Here is an 18,071-nt window from a genome sequence, read left to right as displayed (position 1 = left end):
GACGCTAGCGGGAGAATTGTCTATGGGTACAACGGGTGCGCATGACCAAGAGATTCACGACGTGGTCGGCATCGGCTTCGGCCCGTCCAACCTGTCGCTCGCCATCGCTCTGGAAGAGCACCGGGCCAACGTTCCGGACCGTCCGGTGAAGGCCGTGTTCTTCGAGCGCCAATCGTCGTTCGGATGGCACCGCAACATGCTGCTGCCGTCGACGACCATGCAGATCTCGTTCCTGAAGGACCTGGCCACCTTCCGCAATCCGGTGTCCCGGTTCAGCTTCGTCTCGTATCTGCACGAGGCCGGGCGCCTGGTGCAGTTCGTCAACAACCAGGATTTCTTCCCGACCCGGCAGGAATTCCACCACTATCTGGAATGGGCGGCTGCCCGCCTCGCCGACCGGGTGTCCTACGGGTCGGAGGTCACCGCGATCCGCCCCGCCGGCGGCCCCGGCTCCGGGTCCACCGAACACCTGGAGCTGGAGGTGCGTGGCCCCGCCGGCGCCGTCCGGATGGTCAGGGCGCGCAACGTCGCCATATCGACCGGCCTGGTGCCGCGCCTGCCGGCCGGCATCACGGCCGACGAACGGGTCTGGCACAGCTCCCAGTTCCTGGAGAGGTTCCGCGGCCTCGACCCCGACGAGCTCAAGAGCGTGGCGGTCGTCGGCGCCGGCCAGAGCGCGGCCGAGATCACCCGGTTCCTGTACGACATGCTCCCGCACGCGCGCGTCAGCGCGGTCATCCCCTCCTACGGGTACTCGGTCGCGGACGACACGCCCTTCGCCAACCAGGTGTTCGACCCGGCCGCGGTCGACGAGTACTACTTCGGCACCGACCGGGCACGGGAGGCCTTCTGGCACTACCACCGCAACACGAACTACTCCGTCGTCGACGACGAGGTGATCCGCGCCCTGCACCAGCGCTCCTACGAGGAGGAGGTGCGCGGCGACAAGCGCCTCCACTTCCTCAACCTGACCCGGGTCGCCGAGGTCGCCCGGGTCGGCAACGAGACTCGGCTCACCCTCAACTCGCTGCTCGACAGCGAGCCCCGGGAACTGCACGTCGACGCCCTCGTCTTCGCGACCGGCTACGAGGGCATGGACCCGGCCGGCCTGCTCGGCGACTTCGACCGGCACTTCCTGCGGGACGAGACCGGCCGCCACCGGGTGGAGCGCGACTACCGCCTCGTCACCGCGTCGGGCCCGTCCTGCGGGATCTACCTCCAGGGCGGCACCGAGCACACCCACGGCCTGTCGTCGTCCCTGCTGTCCAACATCGCCGTGCGCAGCGGGGAGATCGCCGACTCCATCGTCCTGCGCAGGGCCGAGCAGGAACTGGCCGGGGCGCGTGCGGTCGAGGCCGCCGCCGCGGGCGCGGGGGTCCGGGCCTGACCCGGACCCCCATACGGCCGAAGGGTGGGCCCCGGTGCTGTCCGAACAGCACCGGGGCCCACCCTTCGGCCGTCATCGGCCGTTCCGCGAACGTCGCGTGGTACGCGGAAATGCCGGAATCACTTCACGCGGCGTCGGCGGGAACCCGGTCCGCGGCCATCGCGTCGCGCAGGCTCTGCGGCCGCAGGTCGGTCCAATTCGCCTCGACGTGCTCCAGGCACAACTGGCGGCTTTCCTCGCCGAACACGATGCGCCAGCCGGCGGGAACCTCGGCGAACGACGGCCACAGCGAGTGCTGGCCCTCGTCGTTCACCAAGACGTAGAACCGGCCGTCAGCGTCGTCGAACGGGTTGCTGCTCATGAATCCACTCCAATTCAAGCCGTTCACGGTGCCCTTCCCGGACGGGAAAGGGACCGTCATCCATTAAGGGGGAGGGAGTTGGCGAGAACGCCGTGCCCGATCATGGCACCTCTCGGACGCCCGGTGGAGACCGATGGGCGGATCGGGCGCCCCGCCGGTGCCATCGGCGGGTCCGTCCCGCCGTCCTGTTGACGGGACGGTTCGGACTCCGCACACACCCTGCCCCAATTCACCGCGGTTCTGGTCGAGTTACGGGGAATGCACTTCCGGTCGCGTTCTCTCGCGCGCCATGCTGGACGGGCGATCGCGGCCCCGTGCCGTGGTCCTCCACGTCCCCGGGAGAGCCGGAGCCGAGCCCTCCACAGAAGGAGTTGTGCCGATGAGCGTCGCCAGCGCGGCCGGCCTTTCTCTTCACCCCACGCACGAGGTCCTCATGACGGCCCGTCGGCGGTCCGCCCTGGACAAGGCGCGGTCCGTCTGTGAGGCGCTGCCGTGGCTGTCCCGCCACCAGAACCGCACGGTCGTCATCAAACTGGGCGGGCACGCCATGGTCGACGAGCAGCTGACCGCCGCCTTCGCCAGCGACGTCGTCTTCCTGCGCTACGCCGGGCTGAAGCCCGTGGTCGTCCACGGCGGCGGTCCGCAGATCGGCGCCGAGCTCGAACGGCGCGGTCTGGCCAGTGAGTTCAAGGCGGGCCTGCGGGTCACCCCGCCGCCCGCGATGGACGTGGTCCGGATGGTGCTCGCCGGGCGGGTGCAGCGCGACCTGGTCGGGCTGATCAACGCGAACGGCCCGCTCGCCGTCGGCATGACCGGCGAGGACGCCGACACCCTCACCGCCGTCCGGCACGTGCCGTGGGTCGACGGCGAACCGGTGGACATCGGCCGGGTCGGCGACATCACCCGCGTGGACACCGGCGCCATCGAGGCGCTCCTGGCCGACGGACGCATCCCGGTCGTCTCGTCCGTCGCCCGCAGCGCCGAGGACGGCCACGTCTACAACGTCAACGCCGACACCGCGGCGGCCGCGCTCGCCACGGCGCTGCGGGCCCAGGCACTCGTGATGCTCACCGACGTGGAGGGCCTGTACGCGGGCTGGCCGGCCGGGGGCGAGGTCATCGACCGGCTCACCGCCCGTGAGCTGGAGAAGCTGCTGCCGGAGCTCGCCGACGGGATGGTCCCGAAGATGACCGGCTGCCTGCGCGCCGTGCGGGGCGGCGTCGGCACGGCGCGCGTGATCGACGGGCGGGTCCCGCACGCGGTCCTGCTGGAGATGTTCACGGACGAGGGGGTCGGCACGGTGATCGTGCCGGACCCGGACGCCGAGCACGAGGAGGGCCGGGAAGAGCCCGGGGCCGCGGGCCGGGGGCCGCGTCCGGCCCGGGCGGTGCGCTCGTGAGGGGGTGCATCGCGCGGCGCCTACCCCCCTCCCGCCGCCGTGGCGCCATGATGGCGCCGCAGTGCCCCGATCAGCGCCATCGTGTCGCACCGGCCGCCGCAGCCGGTGATGGCCGGTATCAACCAGTACCCGACGTAGGTCCGATGGAGGCTTCGAAGGCTGCCACGGGCCCCGATCGTGCAGGTCGGCGGGGTAGGGCCGCGCCCGCCGACGGACCCTCGCAGTCGTGCGGGGAGCCGTCTCATCCGGCCACTTCGGCGCCGTGGTGCAGAAATGGCGCGACAGTGGCGCCATGTGTGTGCCATGATGGCGTCACGCAAGGCGCCCCGTAGGGCCAGGTCCACGGCCGGCCCTGCCGATCACCCCGCCCGCCGGAAACCACCCCGCCCGCCGGGAAGCATTCCGCTCGCCGGGAGCCGTCCCGCTCGCACCACTCGATTCGCACAGGAGTTCTTTTCGCTATGGCCACCTTCCTTTACAAAGTGGGCCGGTTCGCCTTCCGGCGGCGAGGCCTGGTCGCCCTGCTCTGGGTCGTCGTCCTGGTCGGCGTCGGCTTCGCGGCCTCCACCGCACCGGCTCCGCCCGCCGACACCTTCTCCATGCCGGGTACGGAGTCCCAGAAGGCCTTCGACCTGCTGAAGGAGAAGTTCCCGGCGATGAGCGTGGACGGCGCGACCGCCCGCGTGGTCGTCCGTACGCCCGGCGGCGAGAAGCTCTCCGACCCCGCGCAGAAGGCCAAGGTCGAGGCCCTCGTCGGGGCGCTCGCCAAGGCGCCGGACGTGGTCTCCGCGTCCGATCCCTACCGGACCAACGCCCTCAGCCAGGACGGCACCACGGCCTATGCCGTCGCCACGTACAAGCTGACCGCGCTCAAGCTGGACGACGAGGCCCACGACGGCCTCGACAAGGCGCTCGCCGACGCCCGCGCCACCGGTCTCGTCGTCGAGGCCGGCGGTGACGCCGTCAAGGTCGACGGAGCACCGGGCGGCGGCGCCGAAGGCATCGGCATCCTGATCTCCGCGATCGTCCTGGTCCTCACCTTCGGCTCGATGATCGCCGCCGGCATGCCCCTGCTCACGGCCATCCTGGGCGTCGCCATCGGCGGTGCGGCCATCACCGCGCTCGGCAGCACCCTCGGGCTGTCCAGCACCACGTCCACCCTCGCGCTGATGATCGGCCTCGCCGTCGGCATCGACTACGCCCTCTTCATCGTCTCCCGCTACCGCTCCGAGATGGCCGAGGGCCGTGAGCGCCAGGACGCCGCGGGACGGGCGGTCGGCACGGCCGGCTCCGCCGTCGTCTTCGCCGGACTCACCGTCATCGTCGCCCTCGCCGGCCTCGCCGTCGTGAACATCCCGATGCTCACCAAGATGGGCCTCGCCGCAGCCGGCACCGTGGCCGTCGCGGTCCTCATCGCCATCACCTTCGTCCCGGCCCTCCTCGGCTTCGCACCGATCAAGGTCATGCCCCGGCGCGAGCGCAAGCAGTACAGCGGCAAGCCCCTCACGGAGCGCCAGCAGCGCAAGGCCGACCAGCGGGCCGCCAAGGGCCGCAAGCCCAACCTGGGCACGCGCTGGGCGCGGTTCGTCGTCCGCCGCCCGATCGTCGTCCTCCTCTTCGGAGTCGTCGGCCTCGGCGCGGTCGCGGTACCGGCCGCGAGCCTCCAGCTCGGCCTGCCCGGCGAGGGCACGATGGCGCCGGAGACCACCCAGCGCAAGGCCTACGACATGCTGTCCGAGTCCTTCGGCGCCGGGTTCAACGGGCCGCTGACGGTCACCGTCCGGGCCAAGGACGCCGCGACCGCCGCCGGTGGCGTGGGCAAGGAACTCGCCAAGGTCGACGGCGTCGCCACCGTCACCCCCGCGACGCCCAACGACACGGGCGACACCGCGGTGCTCACCGTCGTCCCCACGACAGGTCCCACCGAGGCCGAGACCGAGGAACTCGTCGGACACATCCGCGGCGTCGCCGGCACCCTCGGTGCGGACAACGGCGGCGCCGAGATCCTCGTGACCGGTCAGACCGCCCTGTTCATCGACTTCTCCCAGACCCTCGACGACGCGATGCTGCCCTACCTGGGCCTGGTCGTCGGACTCGCCTTCCTCCTGCTCGTCCTCGTCTTCCGTTCGCTGCTCGTCCCGCTCAAGGCCGCCCTGGGCTTCCTGCTCTCCGTGAGCGCGGCCCTCGGCGCGGTCGTGGCCGTCTTCCAGTGGGGCCGGCTCGGGGACTTCTTCGGCGTCGAACAGCCCGGCCCCATCATGAGCACCCTGCCGATCTTCATGATCGGTGTCGTCTTCGGCCTCGCGATGGACTACGAGGTCTTCCTCGTGACCCGGATGCGGGAGGCCCACGTGCACGGGGCGCAGCCCAAGGACGCGGTCGTCACCGGATTCCGCTACGGCGGCCGGGTGGTCGGCGCCGCCGCGATCATCATGGTCAGCGTCTTCTCCGGCTTCATCATGGAGGACAACGTCTTCGTCAAGATGGTCGGCTTCAGCCTCGCCGTCGCCGTCCTCTTCGACGCCTTCGTCGTCCGCATGGCCCTCGTGCCCGCCCTGTTCGCCCTGCTCGGCCGGTCGGCATGGTGGCTGCCCCGCTGGCTCGACCGGGTACTGCCGAACATGGACGTCGAGGGCGAGAAGCTCAGCCGCACCGCCCCCGTCCTGCCGGCCCAGCAGCGCCGCGAGCAGGAGACCGGCGCCCTGCGCTGACCCCCGCGACCCACGGCACCGCCCGTGCGCCGACGGCTTCCACGGCCGTCGGCGCACGGGCGTTCCCGCGGGTCGTCGTCCCGGACCGGTCGGCATGACGGTCAGCGCTCGACCGGCAGCCCCGTCGGCTCCTTGATGCGCTTCATGATGATCTGCGAGTTGACCTCGGTGATGCCGGTGAGGGCGGTCAGCTTCTCGATCCACAGCCGCTCGTACGCGCGCAGGTCCGCGACCGCGATCCGCAGCAGGCAGCCCGGGCTGCCGAAGAGGCGGTACGCCTCGATCACGTCGGGAATGTCCTGGAGGGCGGCCTCGAAGGCCTCGACCGCCTCGCGGTCACGGCGCACCTCGACCGACACGAGCACCTCGAAGCCGCGCTCGACCGCCTCGGGATCGATCACCGCGCGGTAGCCCTGGATCACCCCGTCCTGCTCCAGCTGGCGCACCCGGCGCATGCACGGGGACGGGGTCAGTCCCACGCGCTGGGCGAGTTCCTGGTTGCTCAGCCGCCCATCGGCCTGGAGCTCGCGCAAGATATCGCGATCAATGGCGTCCATGGCGCAATTATCACCCACGCCTACTCGTCCACCGCGGCGGAAGACGCAAGCATATTGCGCACAGATCGCTCTATCATTGCTGCTTTGAGTACAAATGTACGAGTGGGACACGAGGGAGAGGGCGGCCACGCAGCATGGGACGGATCGTCGTCATCAGCACCGGCGGCACGATAGCCAGCCGCTGGCAGGGCTCCGGCTTCGCCGCGGACGCCGACGGGAGCGAGGTCATCGCCACGGCGCCGCTGCCCGAGGGCATGACCGTCGAGGTCGTCGACCTGTTCAGCGTGAACAGCCCCCGCCTCACCACCGCGCACCAGCTCACCCTCCTGCGCACCGTCCACGAGGTCCTCGCCGACCCCGGCGTCGACGGCATCGTCGTCACCCACGGCACCGACACCCTGGAGGAGTCGGCGTTCCTCGTCGACCTCCACCACCACGACCCGCGCCCCGTCGTCTTCACCGGCTCGCAGCGCCCCATGGGCACCGCCGACGGCGACGGACCGGGCAACCTCTACGACGCCCTGCTCACCGCCGCCACCACCCGCGGGCTGGGCGTCCTGATCGCCTTCGCCGGTCGGGTCCACGCCGCACGCGGCACCGTGAAGACGCAGGCCGTGGACCTGGACGCGTTCGCCGACCCGTCCAAGGAACTGCTCGGGAAGATCGGCTTCGGCAAGGTCGCCATCCTGCGCACACCCCAGCGCCCGGCCGCGCTCCCGCTGCCCGCGATGCCCGAACTCCCGCCGCGCGTCGACATGGTGATGCACCACGCCGACGCCGACCCGGCGCTCCTGAACGCCGCCGTCGAGGCAGGCGCCCGCGGCATCGTCCTCATCGGCACCGGCGCGGGCAACGCCACCCCGGAGATCGTCGAAGCCGTCCGTGCCGCCGTCGCCCGCGGGGTGCTCGTCGCCCTCACCACGCGCGTCATGGCCGGCCCGGTCACCGAGATCTACACGCACGGCGGAGCGGTCGACCTCGTCGCGGCCGGCGCGGTCCCGACCGGCACCCTGCGCGCCGGACAGGCCCGCATCGCGGTCCTGTCCGCCCTCCTCGCCACCGGCGACACCACCGAACAGGCCCGTATCCTCCGCGAGTCCGTCACCCCGGACGGCTCGGTGCTCGTCGAGGCGTAACCCCTCCGAGCGGCGTACGCGACCGTTAGGCTCCCCCCAACGGTCGCTACGCTGCGGGGGTTTGCATGGAGCCCGGCACCATCGGCATCCGACTGGCCACCTCGGTCGTCGGCCCCCTCGTCAGAAAGCTGTTCGTCAGCGAGGGCGGAGGCGCCGGCCTCGTCGACAAACCGGTCCGCATCAGCAGCTACGTGTCCTTCACGGGCGAGAAGCGCTCGCTGACGGAATCCGATCTCCGGTCACTGGCCCACAAACTGGTGAAACAGGCCCTGCGCACCGGCGAGCGCCCCATCCCCGCGGACGAGGAGCAGGCCGTCACCGACGCCCTCGCGCAGACCCTGCACGGCCTGGGCGACCTGACGATGACCGACCTGGACGCCGTCCGCCTCGGCTCCGCGGACTTCGCCCGGGAACTGCGCCGCGTGAGCGGCCGTCCCGAGCGTGAACTCGGCTCCGACGCCACGTACTTCTACGAGCGCCTCGTCGACGCCGCCTGCCCGCACATCCTGCAGTTCTTCACGCAGCGCTCGACCTTCGTGGCCCACGCGCTGGTGGAACAGACCCGTGGGCTCGCCGAGCTGACGGCCAAGGTCGACGAACTGATCCGCCGGGACCCCCTCCCCGGCGCCGAGGACGCGGCGTTCGAGCAGCTGTACCTCCCGTACGTGGCGAAGAGGTACGGCCGGCTGACCATCTACGGGATCGACCTGAGCACCTCACCCACCCGGTGGCCGCTGGACGCGGCGTACCTGAGCCTGGAAGCCACCTCCCTTCCGAGCCTGCAGGGTCAGAGCGCTTCCGAACTGCGCGCACGGCTCGCGGCGGTGCAGAACGACCCCGACGTCCTCGCCGACCGGAAGGCAGCGGCAGCGATCCTCGGCGCGCACATGCCCCCCTCCGTGTCGGGCCCGGTCCGACAGGCGTGGTCCTGGATCAGCCAGAAGGGAGGGCCGCAGACGCAGGTGCAGTCGCTGCTCCAGGTGCTGGCGCCGAAGCCCGCCGACCTGGCCCTGGCCGACAGCGCGCGGGTCCTCCTCCGGGGCGAGGCCGGGTCCGGCAAGACCACCCTCGTCCAGTGGCTGGCCGTCACCGCCGCCCGGCAGGAGCTGACCCCGCAGATGGAGTACCTGGACGACCGCATCCCCTTCGTCCTGCCCCTGCGCACCCTCACCCGTCACGGCGAACGACTGCCCGCACCAGGGGACTTCCTGGCCGCCGCCGGCTGTTCCCTCGGCGCCGCCCAGCCCGCCGGATGGGCCCATCGCGTCCTGGCGGCGGGCCGCGGCCTCGTCCTCGTCGACGGGATCGACGAGATCCCCGACGCGGAACGCAGACGCACCCGCGGCTGGCTGCGGGACCTCATGGACACCTACGACGGGGACAACCGCTGGCTCGTCACCTCCCGCCCCTCCGCCGTCGGCGCGGGCTGGCTCGCCGAGGAGGACTTCACCGAGCTGACCCTCTCCGCCATGGGCCGGGCGGAGGTCGCCACGTTCATCAAGCGGTGGCACACCGCCGCCCGCGAGGGCGGGGACGCGGACACGAAACTCCGTACGTACGAGAGCCAGCTCCTCACCGCCGTACGGACCAAGCCCGACCTCGGACGGCTCGCCACGAACCCGCTGATGTGCGGCCTGATCTGCGCCCTCCACCGCGACCGCAACGGTTACCTCCCGCACGGCCGCAAGGACCTCTACGAAGCGGCCCTCTCCATGTTGCTGAGCCGCCGCGACCGCGAACGCGACATGGACGTCCCGGACTTGCGGGAGGAACCGCAACTCGACCTGCTGCAACGCCTCGCCTACTGGCTGATCAAGAACGGCCGCACGGAGATGGACCGTTCCCGCGCCGAGAAGATCATCGCGCGGGCCCTGCCCGCGGTTCAGGAGGCCGCCGCCCTGGGCGACGCGTCCGGCGTCTTCGAGTACTTCCTCCAGCGCAGCGGACTCCTGCGCGCACCCGCTCCCGCCGCGGTGGAGTTCGTCCACCGCACCTTCCAGGACTTCCTCGGCGCACGGGCCGCGGTCGAGGAGGGCGACTTCGGCCTCCTCACCGACCACGCCGACGACGACCAGTGGGAGGACGTCATCCGGATGGCGGTCGCCCTCGCCCGGCCCACGGAGCGCGTCACGATCATCCGCGACCTCCTCGCCCGCGGCGAGAAATCCTCCGACCAGCGCACCCGCGCCCGCATCTACCTGCTCGCCGCCGCCTGCCTCGAGCACGCCACCACCCTCGACCCCGACGTACGCGCCGCCGTCGAAGCGCGCACCGCCACCCTCGTCCCCCCGGCGAACGCGGAGGAGGCCCGAGCCCTGGCGAAGGTCGGCCCGCTGCTCCTGAGCCTGCTCCCGGGCCCGGAGAAGCTCGACGACATGGACGCGTACCACGTGGTGATCGCGGCCTCCCGGGTCGGATCCGACTCCGCCGTGTCCTACCTCGCGCAGTTCGTGGAACACCCCTGGCCGCCGGTCCGTTCCGAACTCCTCCTGGCCTGGCCGCGCTTCGACAGCGCCGAGTACGCCGACGAGGTCGTGGCACACCTCGATCCGGCGGGTCTGCAGTACACCGTCCGGTCCGATGACCAGCTGGACCAGCTGGAACGTCTCGCCGTCCGGCCGGAGGGCCTGATCGTCAGGAGCGGCGTGTCCGCCGGGGCCCTGACGGCCTACCTCGGCCGGCACGGCCTCCAGACGATCACGTTCGCCGGCTCCACGTCGTCCGGTCTGGAATGCCTGCGGGGGCAGTCCATGCTGCACACGCTCGACATCGACGGCTGTCCGGAGCTGACGGACCTTTCCGCCATCGGCGGCCTTCCGATTCGCCGACTGTCCATCGCGACGGCACGGACGGACCTCGACCTTCGCGCCGTCGCACAGCTGGGGCATCTGGAGGCGCTGAACATCGACGGCCCGGCCGGTCTGTGCTGGTCGCCACGGTCACTGCCCGCGAGCGCCCCTCTCAAGAGGTTGCTGGTACGAGGTGAAGCGAGCCCCGCGCACGGACTCGACGGGCTCGGCTCGCTCCCCGGCCTGGGGCGCCTCGTCCTCAACGCCGAGTCCAGTCCGGCCTCGGCCGCGGACTGGCAGGAGATCCGGGCCCTGCACGGCCTCGGCGACCTCAGGGTGTCCGTCGCCTCGATCGGTGCCATGCCGGCGGGCATGACCCTGCCGGGTGTCAAAAGCCTCACGCTCGACGGTGGTTGCGGGGAGAAGCTCCTGCAGATGGTGGTCCGGAGACTACCGCTGGCGTTCCCCGGGCTCGGCGAGTGCCGCTTCCTGGGAAAGCTGAGGACCGAAGGCGACGCCGGTATCGACATCGGTCCGCTGGCAGGACTCCCCGGTCTGAAGGAGGCCCACATCCTGACGAGCCGTGACCGGGTCCGTGGGACCGAGCTGCTGCCGCCGACGGTACGGCTGTACTTCACCTGACCGGGCGGCCTCCCGCGGGGAGGCCGCCCGGGCCCGGCGGGCGTCAGCCGGCCGGGTTGCCGAACGCCGCCAGGATGCGGTCCGCCGCCGAGGTCGGGGTGAGCGAGCCCGCCCGGACCTCGGCCTCCAGCTCCGGCGCGAGGTCGCGTACCGCAGGGTCCGCCCGCAGGCGTTCCAGGAGCTCGTCGCGGACCATCGACCAGGTCCACTCCACCTGCTGCGCCGCCCGCTTCGCCGTCAGCCGGCCCCCCGCCTCCAGCAGGGTCCGGTGCTGCTCCAGGCGGTTCCAGACCTCGTCCAGGCCCGTCGACTCCCGGGCGCTGCACGTCAGGACCGGCGGCGTCCACGCCGCGTCCACCGGGTGCATCAGCCGCAGCGCGCCCGACAGTTCACGGGCCGCGGCCTTCGCATCGCGCTCGTGCGGGCCGTCCGCCTTGTTCACCGCCAGGACGTCGGCCAGCTCCAGGACACCCTTCTTGATGCCCTGCAACTGGTCGCCCGTACGGGCCAGGGAGAGCAGCAGGAAGGAGTCCACCATCCCCGCCACCGTCGTCTCCGACTGGCCCACACCGACCGTCTCGACGAGGACCACGTCGTAGCCCGCCGCCTCCATCACGATCATCGACTCGCGGGTGGCCTTGGCGACCCCGCCCAGCGTGCCCGCCGACGGCGACGGCCGTACGAACGCCGCCGGGTCCACCGACAGCCGCTCCATCCGGGTCTTGTCACCCAGGATGGAGCCGCCCGTACGCGTCGACGACGGGTCCACCGCGAGCACCGCCACCCGGTGGCCGAGCCCCGTCAGCATCGTGCCGAACGCGTCGATGAAGGTGGACTTGCCCACCCCCGGCACCCCGCTGATGCCGATCCGCCGGGCCCGCCCCGCGTGCGGCAGCAGTTCCGTCAACAGGCCCTGCGCGAGCGCCCGGTGAGCGGGCAGGGTGGACTCGACGAGGGTGATCGCCCGCGCGATGAACGCGCGCTTCCCGTCGAGCACCCCCTTCGCGTAGGCCTCGATGTCGATCTTCGGCACCGGCGCCCGCCTACAGCTCGTGGCCCAGGTCCGCGGCGAGCCGCGTCACCAGGTCGTGGGCCGCGTCCGGGATGACCGTTCCGGGCGGGAACACCGCGGTGGCGCCCATCTCCAGCAGCGTCGGGACATCGGCGGGCGGGATCACCCCACCCACGACGATCATGATGTCCTCGCGGCCCTCCTCCGCCAGCTGCTCGCGCAGCGCCGGTACGAGGGTCAGGTGGCCGGCCGCCAGCGACGACACGCCCACCACGTGGACGTCCGCCTCGACGGCCTGGCGGGCCACCTCCGCCGGGGTCTGGAACAGCGGGCCGACGTCCACGTCGAAGCCCAGGTCGGCGAACGCGGTCGCGATCACCTTCTGGCCCCGGTCGTGGCCGTCCTGGCCCATCTTGGCGACCAGGATGCGCGGACGACGTCCCTCCGCCTCCTCGAACCGGTCCACCAGCGCACGCGTGCGCTCCACCGACGGGGACTCGCCCGCTTCGTTTCGGTACACGCCCGCGATCGTACGGATCTGGCTCGCGTGGCGCCCGTACACCTTCTCCAGTGCGTCCGAGATCTCACCGACGGTCGCCTTCGCGCGCGCCGCGTCCACCGCCAGGGCGAGGAGGTTGCCGTCGCCGCGCTCGGCCGCGTTGGTCAGCGCCCGCAGGGTGTCCTGGGTGACCGCCTCGTCCCGCTCCTCGCGCAGCCGCCGCAGCTTGGCGATCTGCTGGGAGCGCACCGAGGAGTTGTCGACCTTGAGGACGTCGATCGCCTCGTCGTTCTCCACACGGTACTTGTTGACGCCGATCACTGGCTGCCGGCCGGAGTCGATCCGCGCCTGCGTACGCGCCGCGGCCTCCTCCACGCGCAGCTTCGGGATGCCCGCGTCGATGGCCTGCGCCATGCCGCCGGCCGCCTCGACCTCCTCGATGTGCTGCCAGGCCCGCCGCGCCAGGTCGTACGTCAGCTTCTCGACGTACGCGCTGCCGCCCCACGGGTCGATCGACCGGCAGGTCCCCGACTCCTGCTGCAGCAGCAGCTGGGTGTTGCGGGCGATGCGCGCCGAGAAGTCCGTCGGCAGGGCGAGGGCCTCGTCGAGCGCGTTGGTGTGCAGCGACTGGGTGTGGCCCTGGGTCGCCGCCATCGCCTCGATGCAGGTGCGCGTCACGTTGTTGAAGACGTCCTGCGCGGTCAGCGACCAGCCCGAGGTCTGCGAATGCGTGCGCAGCGACAGCGACTTGGCGTTCTTCGGGTCGAACTGCTTGACCAGCCGCGCCCACAGCAGGCGGGCCGCGCGCAGCTTCGCGACCTCCATGAAGAAGTTCATGCCGATCGCCCAGAAGAACGACAGGCGCGGCGCGAACGCGTCCACGTCCAGCCCGACGGCCTGCCCCGCCCGCAGGTACTCCACACCGTCCGCGAGGGTGTACGCCAGCTCCAGGTCGGCCGTGGCCCCGGCCTCCTGGATGTGGTAGCCGGAGATGGAGATCGAGTTGTACCGGGGCATCCTCTGCGAGGTGAACGCGAAGATGTCGGAGATGATCCGCATCGAGGGTCCGGGCGGATAGATGTAGGTGTTGCGGACCATGAACTCCTTGAGGATGTCGTTCTGGATGGTCCCGGCGAGCTTGTCGGGGGAGACGCCCTGCTCCTCCGCCGCCACGATGTAGAGCGCGAGGACCGGCAGCACCGCGCCGTTCATCGTCATCGACACCGACATCCTGTCCAACGGGATCCCGTCGAACAGCTGCCGCATGTCGTAGATCGAGTCGATCGCCACGCCCGCCATGCCGACGTCACCGGTCACGCGCGGGTGGTCGCTGTCGTAGCCACGGTGCGTGGGCAGGTCGAACGCCACCGACAGGCCCTTCTGGCCGGACGCCAGATTGCGCCGGTAGAAGGCGTTCGACTCCTCGGCCGTGGAGAAGCCGGCGTACTGCCGGATCGTCCAGGGCTGGTTGACGTACATCGTCGGGTACGGGCCGCGCAGGTACGGGGCCACGCCCGGATACGTCCGCAGGAAGTCCAGGCCCTCGGTGTCCCGCCCGGTGTAGAGCGGCTTGACGCCGATGCCCTCGGGCGTCTCCCACAGCAGGTCGGCGGCAGCGGTGCCGGTGGACTCCTTCACCGAGGACCGCCACTGCTCCTCGGAGACCGGTGCGGCGACGGAGGGGCCGAGCGCCAGCTCGGAGAAATCGGGGATGCTCATGCGGGCACTCCCATCCGGTCGAGTACGGAGGACAGCACGGCGACGGCGTCACAGCCGGCGAAGACGTACTCGTCCACGGAAGCCTCTGCGGTGCCCGGCCGGCCGGCCAGGAAAACGGTCGTGGCGCCCGCGGCGCGCAGCGCCCCGGCCACCGCCGCGGCCTGCTCCTCGTACAGCGCGTCGCTGGAACAGAGCACGGCCATGCCGTCGGCGCCGCTCGCGGCGTACGCCTCGGCGGCCGTCGTCGCGTCCACGGACACCGGGTCGTGCACGGACTCGACACCGCCCGCCTGGAACAGGTTCGAGGCGAAGGTGGCGCGCGCGGTGTGCGCGGCCGCCGGGCCCAGCGCGGCGAGGAAGATCCGCGGGCGGGCGCCGGTCGCCGCCAGGTGCGCGTCGCTGCGGGCGCGCAGGGCCTCGTACGCCTCGTCGCGCCGTACGCGCGGCAGTCCGCCCGTGGGGGCGGCGGGCGCGGGCTCGCGGACGACCGGCTTCTCCGACAGCAGCGGGAACTCGCTGACACCGGTGATCGGTTCGCGGCGCTTGGCCAGCTTCCTGGAACGCTCCGCCCAGGTGGCGGCGAGCCGTTCGGCGACCAGTCCGGAGCGCAGCGCGGCGGCCAGGCCGCCGGCCTTCTCCAGCGTCTGGAAGAACTTCCATGCGGCGTGGGCGAGTTCGTCGGTGAGGCGCTCGACGTAGTACGAACCGCCGGCCGGGTCGATCACCCGGGCCAGGTGCGACTCCTCCAGCAGGATCGTGGAGGTGTTGCGGGCGATGCGGCGCGCGAACGCGTCCGGCAGGCCGAGCTCGCTGTCGAAGGGCAGCACGGTGACCGAGTCGGCGCCGCCGACGCCGGCGGCCATGCAGGCGACGGTGGTGCGCAGCATGTTCACCCACGGGTCACGGCGGGTCATCATCACCGGCGAGGTGACGGCGTGCTGGAGCTGGGCACCGGCCTCCGGGGCCCCCGAGACCTCGGCGATCCGCGCCCACAGCCGGCGCGCCGCACGGAACTTGGCGATGGTGAGGAACTGGTCGGCGGTGGCGGCGTAACGGAACTCCAGCTGCCCGAGCGCGGCTTCGACGCTCAGCCCACCTGCGGAGAGGGCGCGCAGGTAGGCGACGCCGGTGGCCAGCGACAGCCCCAGCTCCTCGGCGGCGCTGCCGCCGGCCTCGTGGTACGGCAGGGCGTCCACGGTCAGGGCGCGCACCCCCGGCAGACCGGCGGCGGCCTCCCGGGCCAGGTCCACGGCGGCGGCCTGGTCCAGCGCCTCGCCGGTGCGGGCCTCGTGGCCGAGCGGGTCGGCGCCCAGCGAGGCCCGCACGGCCTCCGGAGCCACCGAACGCTCGGCGAACAGGTCCAGCAGGGCGCGGGCCGCCCCCGCGTAGTCGGCGCCGGCGTCCAGCGCGATCGGGGCGAGGTCGAGGTAGACGCCGTCCAGGGCACGGGCGAGACCGCCGGCCGGGATCCCGCCCGTGCCCACGGTGAGCCAGAGGGAGGTGACCCCGTTCTCCAGGTCGGCGAGGGCCGCCTCGTTCAGGCGCTGCGGATCGGTGCCCACGAGGCGCTGGCGCACGTCCCAGCCGTTCGCGGTGGTGCCTTCCGGCCGGCCTCCGCGGACGAAGGGGGCGAAGCCGGGAAAACCGGTGTCGGGAACCGTCCCCTCGGGCGGCGCGGTGTACAGCGGGCGGGTGGTGAGCCCGTCCTCGAGTCGGGTGGACAGCGCATCTTCTGCGGCCTCGCCGGATGCTTCCTTGCCCGACTTGCGCAGTACGCCTTCTACAAGGCGCTGCCACTGCTCATGCGTCGCGTCAGGGAACTCGGCGGCCAGGGAGAGCCCGTCGTCAGGCAGGACCGTCATGGCTCGAATGTAGGGGAGCGCGCTCAGGTGGCACCATACCGACGGGTGTGATCTCCCCCTCTCGGACCGCACCGAGGGGATCCTGGAACACCCGGCTGAGCAGCACGGTTGCCGCGGCCTCCGGGAGCACCGCCGGACCCGCGTGCGGGACCACGATCCGTTCGGGGTCGTCGCAGACGTGCGAGAGCTCCACCGCCGCGGCCCGCACCTCCTCCAGGTATCCCTCGTGCAGGACGCTCGCCAGCTCGGTCACGACCATGACCGCCGGATTGAAGACATCCAACAGAAGGGACGCCGCACGGCCCACCGCCCGGGCCCGCTCGCGCAGCAGCAGGTCGGCGCGCGGGTCCCCGGCGGCCGCCGCGTCCACCAGCAGCGGGACCGACGGGTCCGGCACGATCCCGCGGCGCACCGCCTCGGCGCCGAGCGCCGTGTCGGAGGCGGCCGCCTGGAGGCAGCCGGTACGTCCGCACGCACACGGCACGGACGCCCCGGGCACCGGCAGGTGCGCCACGTCCCCGGCCGCGGAACCGGGGCCCTGGTGCACGGCGCCCTCGATCCCGAACGCGGCGTCGACGACGTTGCCGATGAACAGGTGCACCAGGCTCCGCCGGGCCTCGGGCCGGCCGAAGAGGATCTCCGCCCGCGCGACGGCCCGGGCGTGGTTGTCGATCCGCACCGGCAGCCCGAGGGCACCGGACAACTCGGCGGCCAGCGGCATACGCCGCCACCCCAGCACCGGATGGTGCACGACGAGCCCCTCGTCGGGCCGGACCCAGCCGCCCAGCGCCGCGCCGACGCCGAGCAGCGGCCGCCCCGTGTCGAACGCGGCGAGGAACCGGCCCAGTTCCGCGGCGATCCCGCCGGACAGCCCGGCCGGATCGCGGCCCCCGTGGGGGACGGCACGCCGGGCCAGCAGGCGGCCCCGCAGGTCGACGAGGCTGAAGGTTGAGCCGGGTACGCCGATGTGCAGCCCGGCCGCGACCGGCCCGCCGACCGCCCCGGTGTGCAGGTTCAGGGGGACCCGCGGCCGCCCCACGCCGCCCCCGGGCCCGGCCAGCTCGCGCAGCAGCCCGGCCCGGAGCAGCCCGGTCGTCTGCCGTGACACGGCCGCCGCGCTCAGCCCGCTGCGCCCGGCGACGTCGCTGCGTGCCACCGGCCCGTGGTCGAGCACCGTCCGCAGCACGGCGGCGGCATTGGCGGCCGCCCGGCTGTCACCGGCCATACGCGTCACACGGTCTCCTCGGGTCGGGGGGGCACGTCCCCCGATCATGCCGCGTCCCCTGCGGGGCGCTCGGCGCACGGGGCGGCGGGTGCGCGCGCCACCGGTGCCCGGTGGCGTCCTCGCGTCTGCCGCGTGCGGGTCCTTGGGGCCTCGCCCGGGGCGGCCGTGCCCGTTCCTGCGGGGCGCTGGACGGGTGGGGCGGCTGACCGTGCCGGGTGCGTGCACCACTGGTGCCTGGTGGTGCCGGGCGTCTGCCGCGTGCGGGTCCTTGGGGCCTCGCCCGGGCGGCGGCACGGTGCCGGGTGCGCATCCCGGTTCACTGCCGGTGCCTGGTGGCCTCCTCGCGCGGCCGGCCCGGCCGCGGATCCGGCGAACGCGTGGCGGTGGCATTGCGGGGGCATGAAATCCGGCCACTGTTTTCGGCCGCTGGGGTGGGGTGGTGCCTGCGTCGACGTACGGGGAAAGAGCAGGTCGCAGGGGGTGTGCGGGGTGGGTGCGAGGGTGGGTGACGGGCAGGGCGGGTGGTCGTGGAAGGGGGTTGACCCGGGTCGGGGCCGCTGACACGCTCCGGGACATGTCCGCGAACGAAGTCCTCGCCCCGCGGCTCCGCACCCCCGGCCACCGCACCGCGCCGGGCCAGTGTCCGGGCCGCTGTCCGGCCACTTGTCCGGCCCCCTGCCGCCCCTGATCGCCGCGCCCCGGTAGATCCCGGGCAGCCCCCTCGGGCGCCCGGCCGGGACCCGCACCGCCGCCGGTGGCCGCGGGCCGACCG

11 protein-coding genes are annotated in these 18,071 nt (G+C 72.4%); 5 read left to right on the top strand and 6 right to left on the bottom strand.

The features are described from left to right. Positions 1–22: 22 nt before the first annotated feature. Positions 23–1,387, top strand: a complete 1,365-nt coding sequence (locus AC2RP6_RS11650) for a lysine N(6)-hydroxylase/L-ornithine N(5)-oxygenase family protein (RefSeq protein ID WP_486446171.1) — start codon at positions 23–25, stop codon at positions 1,385–1,387. A gap of 124 nt (positions 1,388–1,511) precedes the next feature. Here AC2RP6_RS11650 and AC2RP6_RS11645 read toward each other — a convergent pair whose 3' ends face one another. Continuing rightward, entirely contained in the window at positions 1,512–1,748 is a 237-nt protein-coding gene (locus AC2RP6_RS11645; RefSeq protein ID WP_403935130.1) for an MbtH family protein, read from the bottom strand. Positions 1,749–2,181: 433 nt separating this feature from the next. Here AC2RP6_RS11645 and argB point away from each other — a divergent pair, with 433 nt between their 5' ends. Further along, positions 2,182–3,147: an acetylglutamate kinase gene (gene argB, locus AC2RP6_RS11640; RefSeq protein ID WP_486450300.1), complete on the top strand. Its 966-nt coding sequence runs from the start codon at positions 2,182–2,184 to the stop codon at positions 3,145–3,147. A gap of 461 nt (positions 3,148–3,608) precedes the next feature. Beyond that, on the top strand, positions 3,609–5,858 hold the full coding sequence (locus tag AC2RP6_RS11635) for an MMPL family transporter (RefSeq protein ID WP_486446170.1): 2,250 nt from the start codon (positions 3,609–3,611) through the stop codon (positions 5,856–5,858). Between the two features lie 101 nt (positions 5,859–5,959). Here the strand turns inward: AC2RP6_RS11635 and AC2RP6_RS11630 are convergent, their stop codons facing one another. After that, the gene (locus tag AC2RP6_RS11630) at positions 5,960–6,415 is read right to left on the bottom strand and encodes an Lrp/AsnC family transcriptional regulator (RefSeq protein WP_486446169.1); all 456 of its coding nucleotides are present in this window, start codon (positions 6,413–6,415) and stop codon (positions 5,960–5,962) included. 134 nt (positions 6,416–6,549) lie between these two features. Here AC2RP6_RS11630 and AC2RP6_RS11625 point away from each other — a divergent pair, with 134 nt between their 5' ends. Both AC2RP6_RS11625 and AC2RP6_RS11620 read left to right on the top strand, forming a co-directional pair. Continuing rightward, positions 6,550–7,551, top strand: a complete 1,002-nt coding sequence (locus AC2RP6_RS11625; protein ID WP_486446168.1) for an asparaginase — start codon at positions 6,550–6,552, stop codon at positions 7,549–7,551. 65 nt (positions 7,552–7,616) lie between these two features. Next, positions 7,617–10,982, top strand: coding sequence for an NACHT domain-containing protein (locus AC2RP6_RS11620; protein WP_486446167.1), 3,366 nt, complete (start codon positions 7,617–7,619; stop codon positions 10,980–10,982). A 43-nt stretch (positions 10,983–11,025) separates the two neighbouring features. On the opposite strand, the gene meaB is transcribed toward AC2RP6_RS11620, so the two are convergent. From meaB to AC2RP6_RS11600, 4 genes are read right to left on the bottom strand one after another with little or no spacing between them, the layout of a single operon-like run. Then, positions 11,026–12,015, bottom strand: a complete 990-nt coding sequence (meaB, locus tag AC2RP6_RS11615; RefSeq protein ID WP_486446166.1) for a methylmalonyl Co-A mutase-associated GTPase MeaB — start codon at positions 12,013–12,015, stop codon at positions 11,026–11,028. Between the two features lie 10 nt (positions 12,016–12,025). Continuing rightward, complete coding sequence (gene scpA / locus AC2RP6_RS11610; RefSeq protein WP_486446165.1) at positions 12,026–14,212, bottom strand: methylmalonyl-CoA mutase; 2,187 nt, start codon at positions 14,210–14,212, stop codon at positions 12,026–12,028. Further along, positions 14,209–16,074: a methylmalonyl-CoA mutase small subunit gene (gene mutA, locus AC2RP6_RS11605; RefSeq protein ID WP_486446164.1), complete on the bottom strand. Its 1,866-nt coding sequence runs from the start codon at positions 16,072–16,074 to the stop codon at positions 14,209–14,211. Before mutA ends, scpA begins: the two co-directional genes overlap by 4 nt. Next, positions 16,058–17,299, bottom strand: a complete 1,242-nt coding sequence (locus tag AC2RP6_RS11600) for an ROK family transcriptional regulator (RefSeq protein ID WP_486450299.1) — start codon at positions 17,297–17,299, stop codon at positions 16,058–16,060. The genes mutA and AC2RP6_RS11600 overlap by 17 nt, the downstream gene beginning before the upstream one ends. Positions 17,300–18,071: the final 772 nt, after the last annotated feature.

The organism is Streptomyces sp. WAC03905, assembly GCF_057371075.1.
Note: the sequence above shows the minus strand (reverse complement) of the source record. Positions and strands in the feature narration are given on the sequence as shown.

What these genes read in the sequence shown, in the direction of transcription:
- AC2RP6_RS11650 (WP_486446171.1), top strand. Translation starts at nt 23, where the DNA reads ATGGGTACAACGGGTGCGCATGACCAAGAGATTCACGACGTGGTCGGC.
- AC2RP6_RS11645 (WP_403935130.1), bottom strand. Translation starts at nt 1,748, where the DNA reads ATGAGCAGCAACCCGTTCGACGACGCTGACGGCCGGTTCTACGTCTTG.
- argB (WP_486450300.1), top strand. Translation starts at nt 2,182, where the DNA reads ATGACGGCCCGTCGGCGGTCCGCCCTGGACAAGGCGCGGTCCGTCTGT.
- AC2RP6_RS11635 (WP_486446170.1), top strand. Translation starts at nt 3,609, where the DNA reads ATGGCCACCTTCCTTTACAAAGTGGGCCGGTTCGCCTTCCGGCGGCGA.
- AC2RP6_RS11630 (WP_486446169.1), bottom strand. Translation starts at nt 6,415, where the DNA reads ATGGACGCCATTGATCGCGATATCTTGCGCGAGCTCCAGGCCGATGGG.
- AC2RP6_RS11625 (WP_486446168.1), top strand. Translation starts at nt 6,550, where the DNA reads ATGGGACGGATCGTCGTCATCAGCACCGGCGGCACGATAGCCAGCCGC.
- AC2RP6_RS11620 (WP_486446167.1), top strand. Translation starts at nt 7,617, where the DNA reads ATGGAGCCCGGCACCATCGGCATCCGACTGGCCACCTCGGTCGTCGGC.
- scpA (WP_486446165.1), bottom strand. Translation starts at nt 14,212, where the DNA reads ATGAGCATCCCCGATTTCTCCGAGCTGGCGCTCGGCCCCTCCGTCGCC.
- mutA (WP_486446164.1), bottom strand. Translation starts at nt 16,074, where the DNA reads ATGACGGTCCTGCCTGACGACGGGCTCTCCCTGGCCGCCGAGTTCCCT.
- AC2RP6_RS11600 (WP_486450299.1), bottom strand. Translation starts at nt 17,299, where the DNA reads ATGGCCGGTGACAGCCGGGCGGCCGCCAATGCCGCCGCCGTGCTGCGG.